At 68.3% G+C, this 21,155-nt stretch carries 14 protein-coding genes; 7 read left to right on the forward strand and 7 right to left on the reverse strand.

What is annotated here, in order from left to right; all coding sequences use genetic code 11:
* Nucleotides 1-31 precede the first annotated feature (31 nt).
* From WME85_RS19290 to WME85_RS19315, 6 genes are read right to left on the reverse strand one after another with little or no spacing between them, the layout of a single operon-like run.
* Complete coding sequence (locus WME85_RS19290) at nucleotides 32-319, reverse strand: barstar family protein (protein WP_437842321.1); 288 nt, start codon at nucleotides 317-319, stop codon at nucleotides 32-34.
* A gap of 2 nt (nucleotides 320-321) precedes the next feature.
* On the reverse strand, nucleotides 322-4,008 hold the full coding sequence (locus WME85_RS19295; protein ID WP_437840095.1) for an RHS repeat-associated core domain-containing protein: 3,687 nt from the start codon (nucleotides 4,006-4,008) through the stop codon (nucleotides 322-324).
* A gap of 60 nt (nucleotides 4,009-4,068) precedes the next feature.
* Complete coding sequence (locus tag WME85_RS19300) at nucleotides 4,069-4,380, reverse strand: hypothetical protein (protein ID WP_437840096.1); 312 nt, start codon at nucleotides 4,378-4,380, stop codon at nucleotides 4,069-4,071.
* An 18-nt stretch (nucleotides 4,381-4,398) separates the two neighbouring features.
* The gene (locus WME85_RS19305) at nucleotides 4,399-4,869 is read right to left on the reverse strand and encodes a hypothetical protein (RefSeq protein WP_437840097.1); all 471 of its coding nucleotides are present in this window, start codon (nucleotides 4,867-4,869) and stop codon (nucleotides 4,399-4,401) included.
* A 54-nt stretch (nucleotides 4,870-4,923) separates the two neighbouring features.
* On the reverse strand, nucleotides 4,924-7,074 hold the full coding sequence (locus tag WME85_RS19310) for a type VI secretion system Vgr family protein (RefSeq protein ID WP_437840098.1): 2,151 nt from the start codon (nucleotides 7,072-7,074) through the stop codon (nucleotides 4,924-4,926).
* A complete protein-coding gene (locus tag WME85_RS19315) occupies nucleotides 7,071-9,371 on the reverse strand; it encodes a type VI secretion system Vgr family protein (RefSeq protein WP_437840099.1) in 2,301 nt (766 codons plus the stop codon). Before WME85_RS19315 ends, WME85_RS19310 begins: the two co-directional genes overlap by 4 nt.
* Before the next feature lie 710 nt (nucleotides 9,372-10,081).
* Between WME85_RS19315 and WME85_RS19320 the strand changes: the two genes are divergently transcribed.
* Both WME85_RS19320 and WME85_RS19325 read left to right on the forward strand, forming a co-directional pair.
* Nucleotides 10,082-10,945, forward strand: a complete 864-nt coding sequence (locus WME85_RS19320) for a hypothetical protein (protein WP_437840100.1) — start codon at nucleotides 10,082-10,084, stop codon at nucleotides 10,943-10,945.
* 25 nt (nucleotides 10,946-10,970) lie between these two features.
* On the forward strand, nucleotides 10,971-11,933 hold the full coding sequence (locus WME85_RS19325) for a hypothetical protein (RefSeq protein WP_437840101.1): 963 nt from the start codon (nucleotides 10,971-10,973) through the stop codon (nucleotides 11,931-11,933).
* Nucleotides 11,934-12,104: 171 nt separating this feature from the next.
* Here the strand turns inward: WME85_RS19325 and WME85_RS19330 are convergent, their stop codons facing one another.
* Complete coding sequence (locus tag WME85_RS19330; RefSeq protein ID WP_437842323.1) at nucleotides 12,105-12,443, reverse strand: tyrosine-type recombinase/integrase; 339 nt, start codon at nucleotides 12,441-12,443, stop codon at nucleotides 12,105-12,107.
* A gap of 74 nt (nucleotides 12,444-12,517) precedes the next feature.
* Between WME85_RS19330 and WME85_RS19335 the strand changes: the two genes are divergently transcribed.
* The 5 genes from WME85_RS19335 (at nucleotide 12,518) to WME85_RS19355 (ending at nucleotide 21,151) form a co-directional block, all read left to right on the forward strand.
* Nucleotides 12,518-12,889, forward strand: a complete 372-nt coding sequence (locus WME85_RS19335; RefSeq protein WP_437842657.1) for a hypothetical protein — start codon at nucleotides 12,518-12,520, stop codon at nucleotides 12,887-12,889.
* 447 nt (nucleotides 12,890-13,336) lie between these two features.
* Complete coding sequence (locus tag WME85_RS19340) at nucleotides 13,337-15,445, forward strand: DUF2169 domain-containing protein (protein ID WP_437840102.1); 2,109 nt, start codon at nucleotides 13,337-13,339, stop codon at nucleotides 15,443-15,445.
* A 154-nt stretch (nucleotides 15,446-15,599) separates the two neighbouring features.
* On the forward strand, nucleotides 15,600-17,999 hold the full coding sequence (locus WME85_RS19345; RefSeq protein ID WP_437840104.1) for a type VI secretion system Vgr family protein: 2,400 nt from the start codon (nucleotides 15,600-15,602) through the stop codon (nucleotides 17,997-17,999).
* Nucleotides 18,000-18,042: 43 nt separating this feature from the next.
* A complete protein-coding gene (locus tag WME85_RS19350; protein ID WP_437840106.1) occupies nucleotides 18,043-20,706 on the forward strand; it encodes a DUF2169 family type VI secretion system accessory protein in 2,664 nt (887 codons plus the stop codon).
* Nucleotides 20,693-21,151: a pentapeptide repeat-containing protein gene (locus WME85_RS19355; RefSeq protein WP_437840108.1), complete on the forward strand. Its 459-nt coding sequence runs from the start codon at nucleotides 20,693-20,695 to the stop codon at nucleotides 21,149-21,151. Before WME85_RS19350 ends, WME85_RS19355 begins: the two co-directional genes overlap by 14 nt.
* Nucleotides 21,152-21,155 lie beyond the last annotated feature (4 nt).

The following is a 21,155-nucleotide window of genomic DNA, read 5'->3' on the forward strand; positions in this document are numbered from 1 at the left end:
GCCGTGAAGGTGGACCGGTGTAATGATGTGCCTACCTCAGCTCAAATTGAAACCGTTCTGTCCATCCAAGTTCTTCGTCCTGCTTCTGCGCTCGATAGAGTATGTGGACGATCTTGTCGAAGATATCACCGAGGTGTTCCTTGGAGTCGGTTGAGTGATTCCATATGAGCGTCACTGGACGCTCCACGTCGGTTGACAGTCGATCCCAGAGCGCGTCCAGGTTGTTTCCATAATAGGGACCGAAGTCGAGTGCGAGCGAAATTTCCCTGTGAAAATCCATTTCGCTCGTGATGCGTCGTCCGTCTATTTCTGCCAACATGTTCATTTCCATGTTCCAATAAGGTGAACGGTTTCGTAGTGATCTGCGGTTACGTAAAGTAGTCCGTCGCTGGAGTATAGCAGCCGTGTCCCGGGTTGCTTGGATCGGCTTATTGTGCTGGATAACCCAACGTCGGCCTCATACCACGTGCGACCAGGAGCGCTGGGTAGCACTCCTGTGGTGTTCTGGAACACATCTCCGCCGATCTGTCCTCCGGGGATATGAGTACCCACAGGCTTGCCCGCCTGCCAGCCTGCTGCCGCCGCTTGAGCCTTAGTTAGATAGTTTGACGGAAGCTTCCCGGTCGTCCGGAGGCTCTCTATTAATGGATTGGCCGCTTCAGCCGTTCTTAATGCATCCTTGAGCTTGGCGAACTGTGCGGCTCCATGGGCGGGACGTGTGTCCAGCTGTGCGGCTCCATGGGCGGGACGTGTGTCCAGCCCGAAAGGATCGACGAGCAGGGTCGGACTCCCGTCGAACGCAAACAACCGCGCTCCCCCCTCGATTCCGAGCGGATCCGGGCTGCACCACCTTCCCACGTCCGGATCCCAGTACCGGAACCGCGTCCAGTGAAGCCCTGTCTCATCGTCCGCATACTGTCCCAGCAGCCGGAACGGTGACTCTACAGCGCGCGCTCGCGCTGCCATGGGATCCGGCTGCACCTCCGCGACCCGCCCCCACGCCCTGTATGCCGCTGCCCACGCGACGCGCCCCTGCACGTCCAGCAGCTCTCGGGGTGTCCCGACCTGGTCAAGCACGTACAGGAACACCTCGCCCTGCTCGATTTGCAGGATCGGCCGGAACGTTCCTGGTTCGTGCACGAACGCGCGCGCCCCGCGGCCCGTGTCCAGCTCCGCCGCGAGCACGTCGCCGTCCCACAGAAAGCGCACCACACGCGGAGGCGGCGCGGGCGCGCCCGGTTCGGCCGGCCTGAGGGGAAACACGATCTTGCGCGTCCGTCTGCCGAACGCGTCATAAAAATAGCGAACCACCTCCCCGCCTGGCGTCCGCACTTCGCGGAGCCGATCGCGGCAGTCCCACACGTACTCCGTCACCCTCTCGGTGGGCTTCCCGTTCGCGAGCTCGACCTTCCTCGTGCGCCGCCCGCACGTGTCGATCTCGTACGCAGCCTTTTCCGTCCGAACGAGGACGTCGCCTTGGCGCATCGACCAGCGCTCCCCGCGCGAGGCGAACCCCTGAAACGTCCGCACCAGTGCGCCAGCCGGATCGTACTCGAATTCTTCGTCCAGCCGGCCGCGCTGCGCGCGCACCAAGTTGTGGGTACGGTCGTACGAGTACTCCGTCGTGCCCCACCGAGCATCCTCGATGCGCAGCGGCCGCCCGACCGCGTCGTACTCCCACCGCCGCCGCAGGAGCGCTGCGATCGACGCCGCGCCCTCGGGCTGCGGCGGCACGGCCTCCTGCGATGCGAGGCGGCCCATGGCGTCATAACTCGACGCCACTGCCGTCGGACTCTCCGCGAAGTGCCGCAGTAGCTCTTGCCCCGCAGCATCGCGCGCAATCCTGACCGCCTGCCCTCCATGTTCCACCTCGGCGAGCTCGCCGTCGAGATCGTAACGAAATCGCGTCACCTCTCCGGTCGGCAGGATGCGGGCGGTGACTCGGCTCTCAGCATCATACTCATAGCGGAACGTCTTGCCATCCTGCGTTTCGGCAACAACGCGGCCGAAATGGTCACGCTCGAAGGTCACCGTCGAGACCACCGGCCCCTCTTCGAGCGTCGCCTTCAGTAAACGCCCTTGGGAGTCACGCTCGAACGTGATTGGGCCGTGCGGAGACGTGTCCTCGACGAGGTTCCCGAGAGTATCGTATACGAACTCACGCCAGGTCTCGTCTGGTCGCTCGATGCGATGCAACCGCCCGCTCGCATTGTAGCTGTACCGGATCACGCGCCCGTCGAACGTGCGCTCCTCGACGACACGCCCCGCCCGATCGTAGCGGAGCTCATAGCGCTCGCCCTTCGGGTTCTCGATCTGGACCGGCTTCTCTTCTCGGTCGTACGAGATGCGCCACTCACCGCCGTCCTCCATGACCGTTCGCGCGAGCGCGCCCGTGGCGACGTACTCCATCCGGATGTCGCCGCCTGGCCTCTGGATGCGCGTCACCTTGCCGAGGCTGTCGTGCTCGAGGTCGATGCGGGTTCCGTCCGCATGGGTTACCGCGATAACGCGGCCCCCCACGTCGTATTCGAGCCGAGTCGTCCTCCCGAGCGGGTCGCGGCGCGTTGTCGGGTGCCCGAGGTCGTCGTAGTCGTAGCTCGTGACGGCGCCGCGCGCGCTCGTGGCTTTGGCGAGGTTGTGGTGTGCGTCGTACTCGTAGCGTTCGAGCAAGCTGCCCGGGCCGTACAGCGCGACAATGCGCCCCTTCCCGTCGCGGTCGACCGAGTAGCGCGCGCCCGTCTCCAAAGTAAGCCCCCACAGGGCCCCATACCCGTCGTAGTCGTATGCACGCACGTTGCCGTTCGGCAAGATGACGCGCCGGAGCAGGTCGTCCACATACTCATGCCGGGTGATGTTTCCCGCCGGATCGGTGGCCTTGATCAAGAAGCCGCGCGCGTCGTGCTCGTAGCGATGCTCTTCCCCCGCTGCGTTCTTCTCCGACACGAGCAGGCGATCGCGATCCCATGTGCGTTCGATGACATGCCGCCCGTCGAACGTCTCCTCGCGCACGACGTTGCCGTGCGCGTCCCAGTAATAAACGCGCGGCTGCGGCTCGCCGTGCGTGGTAGTCGTGCGCTTGTCGAAGTCGTAGGTGAACTCGACTTGGTGATAGCCCTCGTCACCCCGCGTCCGTGCCACGCGCCCGTGGACGGGATCGTACTCGTAACGGATGCTGAAGCCGTTTCGCAGCCACTTCTGGACGACGCGATGCTTGCCGTCGTACGCGTAACGGATCGGCTGCCCGAGCCCGTCCGCCGCGAACGCGAGCTCTCCTGCATCCGTGTAGCCGTACGTGAAGACGCGATGAACCCGTTTGTCCACCTCGACGTCGAGCGCGACGATCCGCCCCTTCGCGTCGAGCTGCAGGTGGATCTCCCGCCCGGCAGTGTCGGTGACCCGCACCAGGGCCTCACCCTCATAGTGGAACGCAATGCGGTTTCCGCGGCAGTCCGCGATCGACCGCAGCCACGCGCGACCCCCCTGACGTGACGGGGCGTACGAGCGCGTCCAGCGCGATGCGAGATCCAGGACATCGAACCGGTCCCCCTTGCGCTGAAGGAAGAGCTGTCGCCCGCGGTGCAAGGTGCCGCCCTGGGCCGGGATCGGCCCGAACGAGAGATCCACACCGTCAAAGTTTCGCAGGAGGAACCCGTCGCCCTCGGGCTCGATCCACTGGTGGTGGTCATGCGTCCACCCCCCGCGTCCGAGCGGCGTCGTCTTTCCGAAATCGGTGGACGAGTACCTCCGGCGCCATTGGAACGGCACGAGCCCAGGCAGGGCGAGATCGAGCACGTTCTCGGTGACAGCGCCCTTCGCCACGGCGACGGGGTCGCCCTTCTCGTCGTCCTTGGCGTCCTCTTTCTTCTCGTCCGGGTTCGCCGTTCCCATGCCCCCACCGCCGACGGCCGCGTCCGTCGTCTGGGTAGGCCCGTTCTTCGAGGTTCCGTCCGCCGGCGACGTGGCCGTGGTGGTCTTGACCTCCTTCCCATCGGACTTCGTGTCTCCCATTGCGGGCCCCGCTCCACGTCGTTTCTAAGCAATCCTGCGTACGGTCAGCCTCATGCTGCGTTACGGGACATGGATCTTCGCATTCACCTGCATCGTCACGAGGTCGTGAATAGGTGCGGGCTGTGAGGGCTGGTTGCCCGGCGGATCGACCGACACATGGCTTCCCGCTACGAACGCCTTCCCGCCGCCGACCTTGAGCTTGCCGGACGTGCCCTTTCCCGTCGCGCTCCGCCCTGTGTAGGGGAACGGCGCCGGCACGCCGTCCGGCTTCGGAGGCGTCATCGGCGGGATGTTGCTCACCGCCGGGGGGCCCACGAAGCTATGGTTGCTCGACGTCGTGATCACCTGCTTGCCACCGATCGTCGTCGGCATCGTTTCCTCCTCGCCTTGTCAGGGCAGCTCGACCAGCGCCGAGAGCACGCGCACGTTCGCGCTCATGTCGATGACCATGCGGTCGCCCACGAGCCGCGCCTTGCCGGTGGACTCCAGCGCCATCGACGCCGCCGTGCCCGCCTCGACGGTGACGCCCTTCTCGGCCACGATGCGCACCCGCTTGCCCTCCAGGACCAGCGTCCCGTCGGGCTCGTGCTGCACCGAGGGCGCCGTCTGGAGCGCGCCGACGACCGTAGGGCCTCGGGCGGTGTCGCACGCGATCACGGGCCTACCGGCGCGCCGGCACTCGACGAGGAGGCGCGGATCCACCTCGTCCGCCAGCACTGCCGTGAGCCGCCGGCCGTCGAGCGTGCGTACCGTCGTCGCGTCGGGCGTGCCGAGGTCGAGGTGGACCAGGTGCAGACCCGGGCCGAGCCGTTCGACGGCCTGCTTCGGCTTTCTCGCTACCGTGCTTTTCCCTTTCGCCATGAGCCCTCCGTCGTGCCGTCTGTCCGCCGGGCGCCATCGTCGGCAATGCCAACCTCAGTCGTAGTCCTCGTTCGCGTCGTCCACCGCGCTCTGAGAGCTCTTGAATTTGCCCTGGATGGTGACGCTGCTCGGCGTAATCTTGATGGTGACGCCGCCGGCCTTGATCTGGATTCTCGTGTCGGCGATGAAGATGACGTCCGCGCCCTTCACCTTCACGCTACCGGCGGCGCGCAACGTGCCTTTCGACGACGCGGCGTCGATCGCATCGGTGCCCGCGTCGACCTTCTTCGACGCGAAGCTCTCGGTCAGGGCCCCGCGGACGCTGAGCCCGTAGGAGAGGGCCTTGATCATCTTGGCTCCCGCTACCGTCTCCACGCTCGCGCCGCCCACGTCGACCGCCGCCGACAGCCCCGAGAGCTGATTCCACGAGCCGCCCACGAGGATGCTCGCCGCGCCGGTCACGAGCTGGCTCTGGTGCTCGATCGGGGCCACCATCTTCGCCGCGCCCACCATCCGCGTCAGGCTCGACGCCTGCGTGGTGCTGTCGCCGCCGACGTCGAAGATCCGCGCGCCGCCCACGGTGACACTCTCCGAGCCGGCCCCGATGAGTTTGTTTGCATCGACGTTGACCGTGCGGCTGCCTCCCACCGTATAGGCCTGCGCGCCGCCGACCTTGAGGTTGTAGACCTTGGTCACCACGGTGCTCCGGTTTCCGCCGATGGCCCATCCGTCGTCCGCCGTGACGGTTGTCACCTTGTCGTTCTCGGTCCGCTCGTTGAAGTCCCTCGACGCGGAGAACGCCATTCCTTCGTTTCCCGCGGTGTCGTCGATTCGCACGCCGTTCTCGCTACCGCCGCCCGGGGTCGTCCTCGTGGCGAGGTCCGATCGCACCTTCTTGCCCGGCAAACCGGCCGGCGGCGGATCGGCGCCGGTGTAGAGCCGGCCGAGCTCCAGCGGCTCATCGGGGGCGCCGTGAAACCAGGTGGTCAGCACCTGCCAGCCCACGCGCGGCAGGAAGAAGCCGCCCGACGTGGGGGGCTGGACGCTGCGAAGCCAGGCGGAGCCCGTGTCGTCCGCCGGCCGCGTTCGCTCCCACCGGAACCGCGCCTTCACGCGGCCGAACTCATCGGTATGGATCTCGTCGCCTCCTGCGCCGGTCACGTCCATCGTCTGGGCCCCGCCAAACCCTGGCTTCTGCGGGGCGCTCCGCGCCGGACGATACCCTTCGGCGCGCGGCACCGCGACGAATCGGATCACGCCGGAACCGTCGTGCTCGACGGCCGTCACGATCCACGGCCCGTTCACGTCGTCGATCGGACCGTTCTCGAGATCGATCGCGCATCCAGGAGCAAGGTCGCGCGCGTTCGTCGTGCCGCGCAGCACAGCGCCGTGGCGCCGGTGCTCTTCCAGCCGGATCTGCGCGAGTCGCTTGCCCAGCGACGGATCGGCGTATCCGCCCCGGTACTCATAACGCTCCGATGTGCCGGTGCCGACCGCGGCATCTGCCGTGAGATCGACGCCGGGATTGCGAAAATCGAATTCGCGCAGCGTCACCTTGTCGCTCGCGGCGCGCCGCGCGAGCGACACGGCCCACGCGGAACGTGCCGCGATCAGGCCACGCGGCGGCCGGACGACCAGCGGGCCGCCCGCGAGCGGCGCGAAGCCCCCCGGGTTGTCGACCGCCACGAGGACGTCCGGCTCCTCCGGGTGCAAGAACCAGAGGATGCCCTCGTCGGCGAGGATGCGCGTCACGAACGCCAAGTCGCTCTCGAACGCCTGCACGCATTGCGCCCGCCGCGGGAGCGGCCGCTCGCACCGGCGCTCCAGCCGCACGCCGTGCGCGCCGAGCACGGACGCGGCGATGTCCAGCGCGTCCTCATCGAGGAACACCGCATGATCCAGGTTGTCCGCCAGCGCCGCGAGCCTGGGCACGAGGCGGATCACGGTCGCCCCCCGGCTCGACCTGCGGTCGTCCCCCGCACCGGCGCGCTCCTCGACGGCGTCGACGATGGCCGTCACGGTGCGCGCCACACCTTCCTCTGTCGGCCACGCGAGCCTCGCCTCGGCGCCGATCTCGGCCGCAGCATCGTCTTCCGCTCGTGCCGCGACCTCGAACGAGAATGGCTCGCCGACCGCCTCGCGGCCGCGCACGTCGTGCACCAGCCACGGCGCGCCGTCGATCTCGAGCTCGAACGCGCCGTTCATCCGATCTTGCTCCCGCCGCGGCGCTTGACCTTGCCGTCGAGCTTGGCAGCCCCCTTGGTGACCTTGAACGACCCGCCGGCGAGCTTGAGCGCACCGGCGTCGAGCGAGGCGGCCTGGATCTCGATCTGGTTGGCCGCGAACACGGCCGGACCGCCCGCCTTGATGTCCACCGAGCCGCCCACTTGCGTGCTCTGGGCGCCCTTCGTCGTCGTGGCGACGATCGTGCCGGCCTTGGCCCGGCACGCGCCGGCCGTCACCGTCTTTGTGCCGTACACGCTCTCGCCGTACGCCTTCGCCGCGGTGATGCTGCGCACGCCGCCGACGGTCTCCGCGCGCAGGCCGCCGACGGACTCGCTCGTGCCGAGCCCGGATGCGTGCGCCATCGTGGCGCCGATCATTTGGCTGAAGAAGCCGGTCACCTGGCTGTTCACCTGGTTGGCCTGGAGGCCGTAGAGGGCGCCGACGAGCTCGTCGTAGGCGCCCTTCGCAGCGACGACCCGGTTGCCCGTCACCTTGTTCGTCTCGACCCCGCCCACGGTCTCTGTACGTGCGCCTTTCACGCCGAGAGAGTCATCGGTCACGACATTCACCGTCTGATCCGTTCCGACGGTGAGCGTCTGGTCGGCCGTGATGGAGACCGCGAGGCTCTGGCCGACATCGTGTGACGCGTCGACCGACACCTTGCTCGTCGCGCTGCCGCCCACGAAGACGGACTGGTCGCGCGACGCGTGCAAAAACATCTCCATCCTGCCGCCGGCATCTCCCATGCGCAGCTCGTTCGTCGACCCGCCGCCGGGCGACGTGGCCGACTGGAGCGCGGTCGTGGCCTTGGCGCCGGGGAGCCCGTAAGGTACGACGCCCTGGGCGTTGTAAAGGCGGCCCAGCACGAGAGGTCGATCCGGGTCGCCATCGTAGTAGGTGACGGGCACCTCCCAGCCGACACGCGGGATGAGCAGCGCGCCGCCGAGCCCCATCTGCAGCGTGCGCACCCATGTCGAGGCGCTGTCGTCGGTGATGCCGGACCGGTCCCAGGGGAATCGGATCTTCAGCTCCGCGAGGTCGTTCACGTGGATCTCCTCGCCGGCGGGCCCGGCAACGATCGCCGTCTCGACGCCGGATGCGCGGGGACGCAGCGCGCTCCGCGCGTGGGGCTCCTGGGCAACGCGGCCGGCCGGGAGCGGCTCCGCCGGCGGGGGACGACGCCACGGGTTCGGGGGCACAGCCGGCCTTTCCGTTGGAGCCGCCGGACGATGGCCGGGGCCGTCCTTCGGCACGAGAACGACCTCGTTCTGATAGCCGCTCTCCTCGACGACGCCGGGCGTCGGCCGCGACCAGCGGTGCTCGACCGAGACCACGAGGTAGTCCGCATCGAGCTCTCCGTCGGCCGTGCCGACGAGCTTCACGACGCGCCCCGGCTGGAGCCGCGTGCTGTCGCTGCGCCCGATCGCGCGCACCCGGAAACGCTGGAGTTGCTCCAGCCGCACGCGCGCCCGCTCGCGCGCCTGCGCGGCGTCGAGCACGCGGGCCGGGTACTCGTACATCTCGCGCGCGCCGGCGCCGGCGGCCCCTTCGATGAGGACGTCGGGGTGCCGGACATCGTAATCGCGCAGGTAGACCGCATCTTCGGTCAGCTCCTCGGTCACCTCCAGCTCGAAGAGCGCGCGAGGTCGCACGCGATTCGATGGGTCCTCGAACGGGATCGGCCGACCCGTCTCGACGCCATCGTGGCTTCCGGGAGCGTCGCCGAAGACGATCACAGGGCCTGAATCGCCCGTGTCGAACCAGTAGGAGATCCCTTCTTCGGCGCAGATGCGCTCGAGGAAGGCCCAGTCGAGCTCGTCATACTGGGCGGTGTGGAGCCGCAGCCCGTAGGATCCCGCGAGGCGGAAAGCCATACAATCCTCGCTGGTTCCCGCGTCGCGGAGGAGCTGTCTCACGAGGTCCGGTCCCGTCTTGTCACGGAAGATGCGGTAACCCGAGCGCAACGTGAGCAACCACTCGGGAGGCGCAAGCCGGATCGTGTAGACGAGCCCGTCAGTCGCTTCGGCAGTGAAGATCGCGTCGGTCACGACGAGCGCTATCGCGCGGGCAGCTTCGTCCTGCGCATCCTCCAGCACGAGCGTGACCGCCGTGCCGAGGAGATCCGCGGTGTCGAGGGGGCCGTCCGCGGCGAGCACCTCGACCTCCCAGTCAGACAGCGCATTCATCGCCTCGCGACCGCGGGCGCGGAGCACGTCGATGGTTTCGCCGAGGACCTCTCCCCGCAGCGTGAGCCAAGCTCCAGCCCCCTCCGCCATCAACCCCTCCTACTGGTGACCGTATCGCATACCACTGGCCATGGTAGACTACAAGGGCGACGTGGGCCGCGCGTACGGCGCCGATTCGGAGAGCTCGCTTGACAGGGCGATCCCGGAGCCGTGGCAAGGCGATCCCGGAGCCAAAGAAAACACGCACCGAGAGCGGTCGACTGCTCTGTCGAGCGGACGCCCGTGATTTCAGTGGGTCTGGAACCACTTGACGTTCCGTCTCAGTTGTATTTTTAGGCCTTCCGGGCCGCGGTTTCGTTGAGGCGCGTCCCAGCGTCGAGCCTCCTCGGCCCGGCGGCTGGTCAGTGGCCGGCCGCCGACATGGTTGTCGGTCGCTCGGTCGATCGGACCAGGAGCATTGGGTCGGCGCTACCGAGCGGCGCGTCCATACGGTGGGCGACGGCGCTGCGAGATGCGTGACTGGCCCCAAACGGCGGCCGTGAATCGCTGTCGATTTGACCGTGGAGCGTCGCCGGGCCGGCCTTCCCGGGAAACTCCTCGGTAACACGGGCGAACTGTCCAAGCCCGGGTGAGCTGCCCGCCCGGCCCGCGATTCACAAGGGTATTGCTGGAAGCTGGCGGATTTTCTCGTTCAGCCACCCTACTTTTAACGTCACTCATCGCGCGGATGCAGCTACATGCGGACGGTTTTGGAGTCCATCGCCTTGGCCGGTAGGGTAGGAATGCTCTCAAACGGCTTCATGAACGCGAGTATCGAAACCCAGGTTGCTCACTACCTCCGCACAGGTGAGCACGACCAGCTCTTCCCAGCTTGGTCGGGCAGCGACGTGCTCGATCGCATCCGACGCGGCGACGCGCACCTCAGGGAGGCTCTCATCGCCGAGGTGCGCCACCGCATGCAGGGGCGAACCGCGCCGTCCGTGCCCGAGGGGGTCGGCTTGATCGAGCTCGCCAGGGCGAGGATCGAGCCGATGGTCCGCGGCCTCTTTCCCGCTCGTGAGCACGACATCGTGCTTGCCATCCTGGAGCGCGCGATCGTATTCCTGACGCCGCACAACATCGAGGCGCTCCTCGCTGAGACGAGCTCGCCAGGCTCGGCGTGGACCTTCGCGAACCTCTACCTGAACGGCGCGGGTGCCGAGCTGCTCGCCGAGGATGCGCCACGTCTCGTCGGCGTGAGCGAGGAGACGACCTGCTACGTATCCCCCGCGTACTTCCACGAGAACGAGCCATTCGCGGACTTCATCGTGCACGAGGCCGCGCACGTCTTCCACAACTGCAAGCGGAAGACCGTCGGCTTACCATCCACCCGCTGGCGCGAGTGGCTGCTCGAGATCGAGTTCCGGAAGCGCGAGACGTTCGCGTACGCCTGCGAGGCCTACACGTGCATCCTGGAGCGAGGGAACAAGCCGGCCGAGCGGAGGCGAGCGCTGGATGAGCTCGCGAACGGATCCATGCCGCCGGACGAGCGTGTCGACGCGGGGGAGTACCTCGACATCCTCACCGAGGCGGTGGCCGCGAGGAACGGGTGGCGGCGCATCCTGGAGCGCTGTGCTCCGGAGCGGCGGCTGCGAGGGCGTGCTCTCTCTGCGTCGGGGGGATGAGCGAGCGGATGAACGAGCCGAGACGATGATGGACGACGACTCGCGAGCCAGGCTGCTGCCGCAGCCGGCGGAGCGTCCGCTCGACGACGGCGTGCGCTACGGCCCGGAGACGTGGCGCGAGATCGACGGCGTCGCCTTCTCCCACTGGGACCGGTGGCTCCTGCGGCTCGCGCTGGCGGAGCCGCGCGGCATCGATGCGATCGCGCGCGAGTTCCGTGCGCGCGCGGCGAGCCGGCGCGTCAGCGGCGAGGCCGCCGAGGCGATGCTCGCGCAGGTGGTCGACCTCCGTGCGCGGCTCGCGCGCCTCGCGCGGACCCCGGAAGAGGTCCTCGATGCGGAAGAACGAGCGAGCGGGTGGCTGCTGAAGAAGGCCTGGAAGCGGGTCTGGCATGACGGCCCGAACCGCCGCACGGACGCGATGCGCAACACACCGCGCCGGCGGCTCGAGGCGCGCGCGCTCCGGGGGAACTGGCCGCGCTTCCCGGTGTCGCCTGCGCGCTTCGAGCCCGAGCTCCGCCGCGCCGTCGGAGACCACGCGCACTACGATCACCGCGCCACGGATCTGGTCGCGCGCCTCCTCGAGGGCCAGGTCGACCTTCTCGGAGCGATGGCAGCCTCGGATCTGGAGCGCCTGGCGCTGCATCGAGCAGCGATGACCGTGATCATCGAGATGATGGATCGGTTCGATGACTCCCTTGCCGACATGAGCGAGGTGTTCGCGGCGAGCGAGCGCGCATACCTCGCGCTCGCCCGCGACCATGCCGGGCTTGACGGGATCCTGCGCGACCTCCTCGAGCTTGCCGTGTGGGAGGACTACGGGTTGCTCCGCGGCGTTGGCGACTTCCTGAGGGTGCTCCAGGAGGAGCACGCGGACCTCGCCGTCCGTGAGCTCTCCGGGATCATCGCGGAGCTGCGGCGAGAGCGCCTCGATGACCAGCTCGTCCGTGCGCTCGCGCTCCGCAAGGCGGTGCTGGCCCCCTGGGGGTAGGACGAGATCGCCGCGCTCCGACCTCGCCCAAAGAACGTGCAACCCCCCCACCGCGTCACCCCGACCCAAAGACCTGTTCCAAATCTGTTCCATGACTCCGGTCGACTCCCGTGGACTCCCGCGACTCACGCGGCCTCACCGCACCCCGAAAACCCCAAGGATCTCGAACCCCTACGCCAGAAAAGCGAGCACCATCGCCACGTTAGCGATCTCCGGCGCTAGAGGTTCGAGTCCCTGTCGACCCACTGAATGATTCCGAGGGGTTAGACGCGAAACCTCAGGAGGAATCGAGGCGGAGGTGGGCAGCGGCGCTGCCCACCCGGGCGTCTGGCGGACGGCGCCCTTGATGGCCGTCTCGCTCAGGTGCGCGTAGCGGTGCGTCGAGGCGATCGACGTGTGGCCGAGGTGCTCGCGGACCTCCTCGAGCGTCCAGCGACGGCCCCACCAGCCGGCGACGAGCGAGCTGGCGCAGGTGTGGCGGAGGTCGTGCCAGCGAACCGGGCGGGCGATGCCGGCGGCGAGGTGGCGGTCGAAGAGGTCGACCTTCTTCCTTCTGCTTCCGGCGCCCGGTGCCGGTCGGGAGCGTGACCATCTCGCTGTGGATGAGCGGGGTCTTGCCCTTCGAGACGCGGCCGCCCCGGGCGCCGGGGAAGACGGAGAGCCTCCGGGCTGTGGGGGGCGTAGCTGGGGAGGAGCGCGAGCCAACGGCGGCAGATGTCGACGGCGTCGGCGGACAGGTAGACGCGGCGGATCTGCCGTTCTTGGGGGGCTCGTTCTTCGAGCCGAAGCGGACCACGACGTGTGGGGCGTCGGCGTCGAGGCGGAGATCGGCGAGCTCCAGGTTGAACTGCTCGCCCTGGCGGAGGCCGGTGAGGAGGGCGAAGAGGATTCGTGGTGATGTGCTGGGGCATGGCATCGTCGAGCATTTGCCGGAGCAGACCGATGACCTGCTTTGACCGTGGCGGGCGAGATCGGATCGGGCGCGCGATAGCGTGTTGCAGTGAGCTTCTTCTGGAGAGCGGATATCCACGCGTCGACGTCGCCCGGCGTGATCATGACGAGTGCCATGCTGGCGAACGGGGAGTTCTCGAAGCTCCACGGCTTCGCCTCACGTTGCGGCCGTCCGAGCAAGGTGGGCTCGAGGTAGAGCTCACGGGCGAGCGGTCCGGCCCGCGCGACGCTTGAACGCCCGAGCGCAGGCGCGCGGGGACGCTGCTGCTCGACCCGCCGACGGTGAGATGCGCCGTGCGCCGTGCGCCGTGCGCCGTGCGCCGGCGCTGCAGTCACACATAGATCGCGAGATTGCCGCGCGCTCTTCACACAGGAGAGGGTACTCAACATGTGAGGCGATTCATGGTGCCGAGGCGAGCCATAACTGAAAGCGGTTGTCGGAGAGCACGCTCATGAGCGCGCTCCCGCGCGGCGCCGTGACGCCGCTGAAAGGATCCGCGGCCGCCGCGATCGCCTGGCGCACGCAGGGCCGGCACTACATCACCGTCATCGCCAAGGCGAGCTTCGCCTTTGCGACCGATGCGGTGATGTGGCGGACCGATCCGCAGGAGATCCTCCGCGCCGAGGTCCACCACGGCAAAAACCCGGCCCGGAGCGTCCGATGGAGCGGGGACCTCGCGCCCTACCTCGGTCTCGCCGATGTGGTCTTCACCGGAGACGCGCACGCGCCGCGCGGCACCGAGGTCCAGTCCTTGCCGGTGCGGCTCGCGGTCTACAGCGCGGGCGGCTGGGTGCTCGACAAGCGCCTCCTCGTCCGCGACAAGGGCCCTTTCCGGCAGATACCCCTCGAGTACGAGAGGGCGGTCTGCGGCGCGGACGGGTGGGAGAATCCGTTCGACAGGGAGCCGATGGACGGCCCGGCCAGCATCCTCGACCTCCAGGATCCCGCGCGCCCCGCTGGCTTCGCGCCGCTCGCGCGCGCCTCGCCGGTGCGCCGTCGGCTGCTCGGCAGCACGCCGCGCAAGGCGCTCGAGGGGCCGAACGCCGACATCCCCGCGGGCTTCGACTGGTCGTACTTCCAGGCGGCGCCCCCGGACCAGAGGATCGCATTCCTGCAAGGCGATGAGTGGATCGTGCTCGAGCACCTGAATCCGGCGGCTCCACGGCTTCAGATGCGCTTGCCCGGGGCGCGCGGGGTGGCGCGGATCCGGGGGCTCGACGCCTCCGCCGCGGCAGACGGCGAGCTGCTCGAGCTCAACGCCGACACGCTTCGCATCGACGGCGTCGAGCAGCGCTGCACGGTCGTGTGGCGCCGGGTCTTCCCCGTCTCCAACGAAGACGCCTTCGCGGCCGTGCGGATCGTGGCCGGCGTCGAGATCGAAGGCGAGGAGATCGCATGGCCCGACGTGCGCCTCGAGGAGCAGGAGCGCATGCAGCCGGCGCACCCGCCTTCCCTCCGCCTGGGCTCCCAGGGGACCGCCCGGATCGAGGACGCGCCCGAGGAGGCGGGCGAGGCGCGGCTCGCCCCGGAGCTCCCGATCAACCTCTCAGCCGAGGACGTCGAGCTCATCGATCCCCCGTTATCCGCCGCGTCACTGTTTCGCACGCTCGCGCTCCCCGTGGAGCCGGACGAGCCGTCGATCCGCGCGCCCCGCGCGCCGGCGCTCCCCTTCGGGCCCGCAGCCCCTGCGCCCGCGTCGCAGGACGAGCCTGGGCCGGTCGCAGATCAAATCCCTGTCCTCTTCACCAGCACGACGCTCCTGTCGGGCGAGGACGAGGCGCGGGCCACCGAGCAGCCCGCGACGCCGTTTCCTGCCACGCCGCCGCTTCCGCCGCGCGTCGCGCCCGAGCTGCCGATCCCTGGCGCGCCCTGGTCCGGCGAGCGCGCTGCGCGGGCGCCTTCCGCGTCCGTGGGACCCGCGACCTCCGCGCCGACGGCGGCGCCGCCGGCGTGCTTCGAGGCTCCCCTCGACGCCACCGGGGTCCCGGGGCTCGTCCCGGAAGCGCCCGATCAGCCGGCCGCGTCCCGCTTTTTTCACGAGCTCAGACGCGAGGGCGACGAGGCGCCAGGGCCGCTCCCGCCGCTCGGCGAGGACGACGAGGTCAGCGTCGAGCGGTGCGCGATCATCGCGGCGGAGCTCGCAGAGCGGCCGGTCCCCCGGGCCGACGTGCTCCGCGCGCACGGCCTCTCCGATGAACGCTGGGAGCAGGCCGAGACGCATTGGCAAGCGGCGATGGCGGACGAGGCCCGACGCCGCGAGCGACCGCTCCGCGATCGGTTCGATGCAGCCTATCTCGCCGCCTGGGAGTCCATCCGTGGCGTCTTGCATCCGACCGATTATGCGCGACTGGTCGTCGCGACCGAGCGCGACGGCGCGGCCGCGGCGCTCGATCCGCTCGCCATTCGACGCACAGTGTGGGCGCAACTGAAGCGGCTCTGGGCCAGGCGGCTCGCCGGCGATCCGCGCCTGAGAGCGCAGGTCGAGGCCGAGATCGCGACGCTGCGCGGAGCGCCGCGGCAGCCCGCGGACAGCAATGCCCCCGCGGCGCAGGCCGGCTGATCCGCGCGATGCGATGTCAGGTGTGCAGACCACACGATGGCGACACGCCGTCGTGACAATGCAATCATTGCTTTGATTTCCAGAAATCGCCTCTATAATCGACGTTCTTCCGGCGCCAGGAGCTAACGCGCACCGATAACGGGGAATTAAAACCATGCAAGATGCGTTCACCGTCAGCGGCAGGGCGCTCCCTGCCGCCACGCGGGTCGTTGGCTTTCGAGGGACAGAGGGGCTGTCGAAACCGTACGTCTTCGAGATCTACCTCGTGACGACGAACTACGTGGGCCAGGATCTCGACCTCGCCGACGCCGTGGGCACGAAGGCGATACTCCGCCTCTCCCCGTCGGACGGCGGGGCTCCCTTCCTCGTGAACGGCATCTTCGCGACGGTCGAGCTCGTCCACGCGTTCGGCGAGCGCTCCGTCTTCCGCGCTGTGCTCGTGCCGCAGCTCTGGAAGCTCACCGTCTCCCTGCACAGCCGGGTCTTCACCGACCAGACGGTGCCCGACATCATCAAGACGGTGCTCTCGGGCGCCGGGGTATCGGATTACGAGCTCAGGCTGATCGGCAGCTACAAGCCGCAGGAGCACGTGTGCCAGTACCGCGAGAGCGACTTCGACTTCATCTCGCGGTGGATGGAGCGCGAGGGGCTCTATTATTACTTCGAGCAAGGGGACGGCGGGGAGACGCTCATCATCACCGACGACAAGGGCGTCCACGCCCCGCTCGGCCAGAAGGCGGTCCGGTATGTCCCGCAGTTCGGCGAGGACAGGGCCAACGGAGAGGTGCTCTGGACCTTCACGTGCCGGCACACGTCGATGCCGTCCAGGGTCCGCATGAGCGACTATGATTACAACAATCCCGCGATCGAGATCTCCGGCAGGGCGCCCGTCGCGGCGAACGGACTCGGCGAGATCAGCGTCCACGGCGCGCGGTTCTTCACGCCGGCCGAGGGCAGCCGCCTCGCGGCCGTGAAGGCGCAGGAGCTGCTCGCGGGCCAGGTCGTCTACCACGGCACCGGGGCGGCGTTCCACATGCGCCCCGGGTACACGTTCGAGCTCGAAGAGCATCCGAGGCCGGCGTTCAATGCGGTCTATCTGGCCACCGAGGTCGAGCACTGGGGCAACCAGACGGGCTGGGCGCCCGAGCTGATGCAGCTCATCGGGCTCACCTGGGACGATGTGTATCGGATGGAGGTCAAGGCCGTCTCCTCGACCGTCCAGTACCGGGCGCCGCAGCGGACGCCGTGGCCTCGTATCTACGGGACCGAGCACGCCGTCGTCGACGGCCCGGCGGACAGCGAGTACGCCCAGATCGACCAGTACGGTCGCTACGCGGTCAAGCTGAGCTTCGATGAGAGCGACCTCCAGGGCGGCAAGGCCTCGACCTGGGTGCGCATGCTCCAGCCGCACGGCGGCGGCACCGAGGGGTTCCATTTCCCCCTCCGCAAGGGCACCGAGGTGATGTGCACCTTCCTCGGCGGGGATCCGGACCGCCCCGTCATCGCCGGCGTCGCCCCCAACGCGCTCACGCCGAGCCCCGTCACCTCGGCCAACAGGACGAGGAACGTCATCCAGACCGGTGGCAGGAACCGCATCGAGCTCGAGGACCAGGCGGGCGCGCAGCGCATCACCGTCAGCACGCCGACCGAGAACACGATACTGCGCATGGGCGCGCCCAACGATCACCACAACTTCATCTCCAGGACGGACGGCACCGCCCTGATCAAGACGGGCAGGTCGCTCGAGATCCAGACGGGCACCTGGAGGAAAGATAACGTCACCAATCAAATGGAGACCGAGGTCGGCGGTTTCCTGAAAGAGACCGTCACCGGCTCCGTCACCCTCGATTACAAGGACACGAAGACCGAGACCGTCACGAACGCCGTCACGGAGATCTATAAAGACACGAAGAGCGAGACGGTCACCAATCCCGTCACGGAAAAATACCTGGACACCCAGACCACCACGGTCACCAACCTGCGCAAATCCGAGCACGGCACCGAGGAGACGATCGTCCACGGGACGGTCAACGAGACGTACGAGGGCCACCACGAGACGAAGGTGACGACGGGCGGCCGGTACGAGGAGACCACCGGCCCTCACCACCAGAAGTTCAACGATGGCTGGAAGGTCGAGATCCCGGGCGGCAACGTCGAGCACCTCGCGAAGGGTGACTATGTCATCGAGGCACAGCACTTCAGAGCGAAGGCCAAATCCGACTACCGCGAGATTCAGGGCATCAGAATCCAGAACACCTTCGGCGGCCTGATCAACCTCACCTACGGCTTCGGCACCCTGAACGTCGTCGCCCCGCAACGGACGGAGCTGGTCGGGGGAGTGAAGCTGGATGTCATCGTCGGGATGAAGGCGGAGGCGATTCTCGGCGTCAACGTCAAGAACTCAAACCTGGTGGTGAACAGGAACTTCCTCGAGGTCTGGCAGAAGGGCGTCGAGGTGGGTAGCTCAGCGGTGACGGTCACCAGGCACGCTGCGGCGAGGGTGACCTCGACGGGGGCTCAGATCTGGCAATCCTTCATCCACATGTTCCACTAGCGCGGCGCCCAGCAGAAGACCGCGGGAGCCTGCTGCGAACCTCATGAAGACGATCAAGCCGAACCGGCTGGGGCTGCTCACCAAGGTGTTCGAGAACGACGGCGAGCCGTACCTCGTCGTGACGCTCCTCGTCTTCTTCCCGTTCGAGGCGCCGAGGCGCCTGCTCTACGAGCAGAGCCTCTGGAGGTTCGCCGGCGCCGAGCTGGGGAGCGACGCCATCCTCGATGAGTGCATGCCGAAGCTCCGGGGAGAGCTGCTCGTGAACGGCCGCTGCTTCACCGCGGGCGGCGTGCCGCGCCCTGCGTGCTCGGTGCGGGTCCAGCTCGGGGCGATCGACAAGACTCTTTACGTCGTCGGAGATCGTCGCTTCGGGCTCCTGGGAATGAACGATCCGGAGCCGTTCGCCGAGATGCCGATCACCTGGCAGAACGCCTTCGGCGGCGAGGGCTACGCGCCGAACCCGCTCGGCAAAGGCTTCGCGCCGGTGCGCGGCGAGAACGGCTCGGTCCACCCGTTGCCCAACATCGAGGATCCGCGCCGCCTCGTCCGGTCGCCCGGCGACCGGCCCCCGCCCGCCGGCTTCGGAAGTTATGATCCGACCTGGCCACAGCGCTTCTCCAAGGTCGGGACGTACGATGAAGCGTGGCTCAAGGAGCGCTTCCCCGAGCTCGCCAGGGACCTCGACTGGAGCTTCTTCAACACCGCGCCGCCGGACCAGCAGATCGAGGGGTATTTCCGGGGCGACGAGGCGTTCGTCGTCGAGAACATGCACCCCGGGAAGCCCCGGATCGAAGGGGCGCTGCCGGGCGTGACGACGCGGTGCTTCATCAACCAGAAGACCGGCGAGGGGGAGTCCTTCCGGGAGATCGCGACCCGCCTCGACACGGTCCGGCTCTTCCCCCACCACGAGCGCGGGATCCTGGTCTATCGCGGGGCGCTCAAGATCCGCGAAGACGACGCGGCCGACGTGCTCCACATCGTCGCGGGCTGCGAGGCGATGGGCGAGCCCAGGCCGGACGAGCATTACCGAACCGTCATGGCCCAGCGACTCGACAAGGAGAAAGGGCACCTGTTCCTCCTGCGTGACGCGGATCTGTTGCCGCCTCCGCAGCCGGGCGCGGGGCCGCTGCCGGACGACCCTCAGGCGGAGATGACCAGGCTGCTCCAGTCGGAACGGCTCTGGCAGAAGCGCGCCCGCGGCAAGATGGAACGAGACATCGAGGAGCTCAAGGCGAAGATCCGGGCGCAGGGGCTCGATCCGGAGCCGCTCGTCGCCCCGCTGCCGCCGGACGAGGACATGGTCGAGCCCAGCATGGACGAGCTGCCGGCGTACGTCGAGCGGGCGATGACCGAGGCCGAGAAGGTCAAGGCGGACGCGGAGGTGCGCCGCGCGGCCGACGAGCAAAGGGCGCGCGCCGAGTGCGCGAAGCACGGATTTGATTACGACGCGATCATGGGCGAGCGACAGAAGGAAGCCGGCGGCCCGCCCCGGTTCTCGGCCAAGAAGGAGATCGAGCGGCTCGAGGACGTGGCCCAGATGGCGCGGAACGGCGGGGTCGAGTGGCCCGAGCTCGAGGCGCGTCTCGGTGATCCAGTGCTCGCGGCGCGCCTCTTCGAGGTCGAGGAGCAGATGCGCTCGGCCTACCGGAAGTTCGCACACCACTACCCGGCGGCCTCCCGGCTGGGCGGCGAGGAGGCCGCTCGCGTACGGGAAGAGGTGATCGCCGGGCACCGGGCCGGGGAGAGCTTCGCGGGGCGCGATCTCACGGGCGCCGATCTCTCGCACCTCGATCTATCGGGCATCGATCTCGAGGGCGCGCTGCTCGAGGCCGCGGTCCTCACCGGCACCCGGCTTTGCGGCGCGAACATCGCCGGCGCGGTCCTGGCAAGGGCCAATCTCCTCGGCGCAGAGCTCACCGGGGCGAACCTTGCCGGCGCGAACTTCGGCGGAGCGAACCTTTCCGATGTGAAGATGGGCGGCGGGCTCGACCTCACCGGCGCCGTGCTTGCGAAGGCCAACCTTTCGGGCGCCGACCTGACCGGCGCGCGCCTCTCGGACGCCGACCTGTCCGAGGCGACCTGCGACGGGGCCGACTTCAGCCGCGTGACCGCGCGCAACCTCGTCCTTATCAACACCGACCTCTCCGGCGTCCAGCTCTCCGGCGCAGACCTCGAGCAGTGCACCTTCATCGAGGCCAACGTGGAGGGCGTCGATTTTCGCGGCGCGAACCTCCGCGCGTCGGTGTTCATCACCGGCAAGGGCGACGGCGCCGTCTTCCGCGGCGCCAAGCTCGACAACATCCGCCTCATCGCAGGCTCGTCGTTCGCCGGCGCCGACTTCCGCGGCGCTTCGCTCGAGCAGGCCAACCTTCGGGGCACTTGCCTCAGAGGGAGCGACTTCACCGAGGCCAACCTGCGGAGCTCCGATCTCAGCGAGTGCGACCTCACGGGCGCTCACCTGGATCGCGCCGTCGCGGTGGGCGCCATGCTCACGCGGGCAGATCTCTCGGGCGCCTCGCTGTCCGGCATCGATCTGATGGACGCCGTGCTGCAGAAGGCGAAGGTCGACGACGCGAACTTCGAGAGGGCCAACCTGTTCCGCGTCGACGCCGCGAAGATGCGCGGAAACGCCGCGACGAGCCTGAAGGGGGCCAATGTAAAGTACGTGCGCTTCGTCGCGCCGCCGGAGAACCATGGACAGAAATGATCTGATCGAGCTGGTCCAGGGCGGCGAGATCATCTCCGACGTCGACCTCTCGGGCGCCGACCTCTCGGGCGCCGACCTCTCCGGCGCGATCTTCGACAAGGTGAGCTTCGCCGGCGCGGACCTCTCGGGCGCTCGGCTGAAGGAGACGACCGCCACCGGCTGCAGCTTCAGCGGCGCGCGCCTGTCCGGCGCCAACCTGCACCTCGCGGCGATGGTGGACTGTGATCTCACGGGGGCGAAGCTGGACGGCGCCTCCCTGATCGCAGCGCAGGTCACCGGCGGCGATCTCTCCTCGATCGACCTGAGCGGAGCAGACCTGACCCTCGCGAGCGTGATCAACACGAGCCTCTCGTGCGCCCGGCTCGCGCGCGCCAATCTGGACCGCGCCGTCATCCTGGACGCGCGGACCGAGCGGATCGACCTCTCGGGCGCCGTGCTGAAGTAGACGG

The sequence above is a fragment of the Sorangium sp. So ce1153 genome (genome assembly GCF_051521595.1).
In the GTDB taxonomy this organism is placed as follows: Bacteria; Myxococcota_A; Polyangia; order Polyangiales; family Polyangiaceae; genus Sorangium.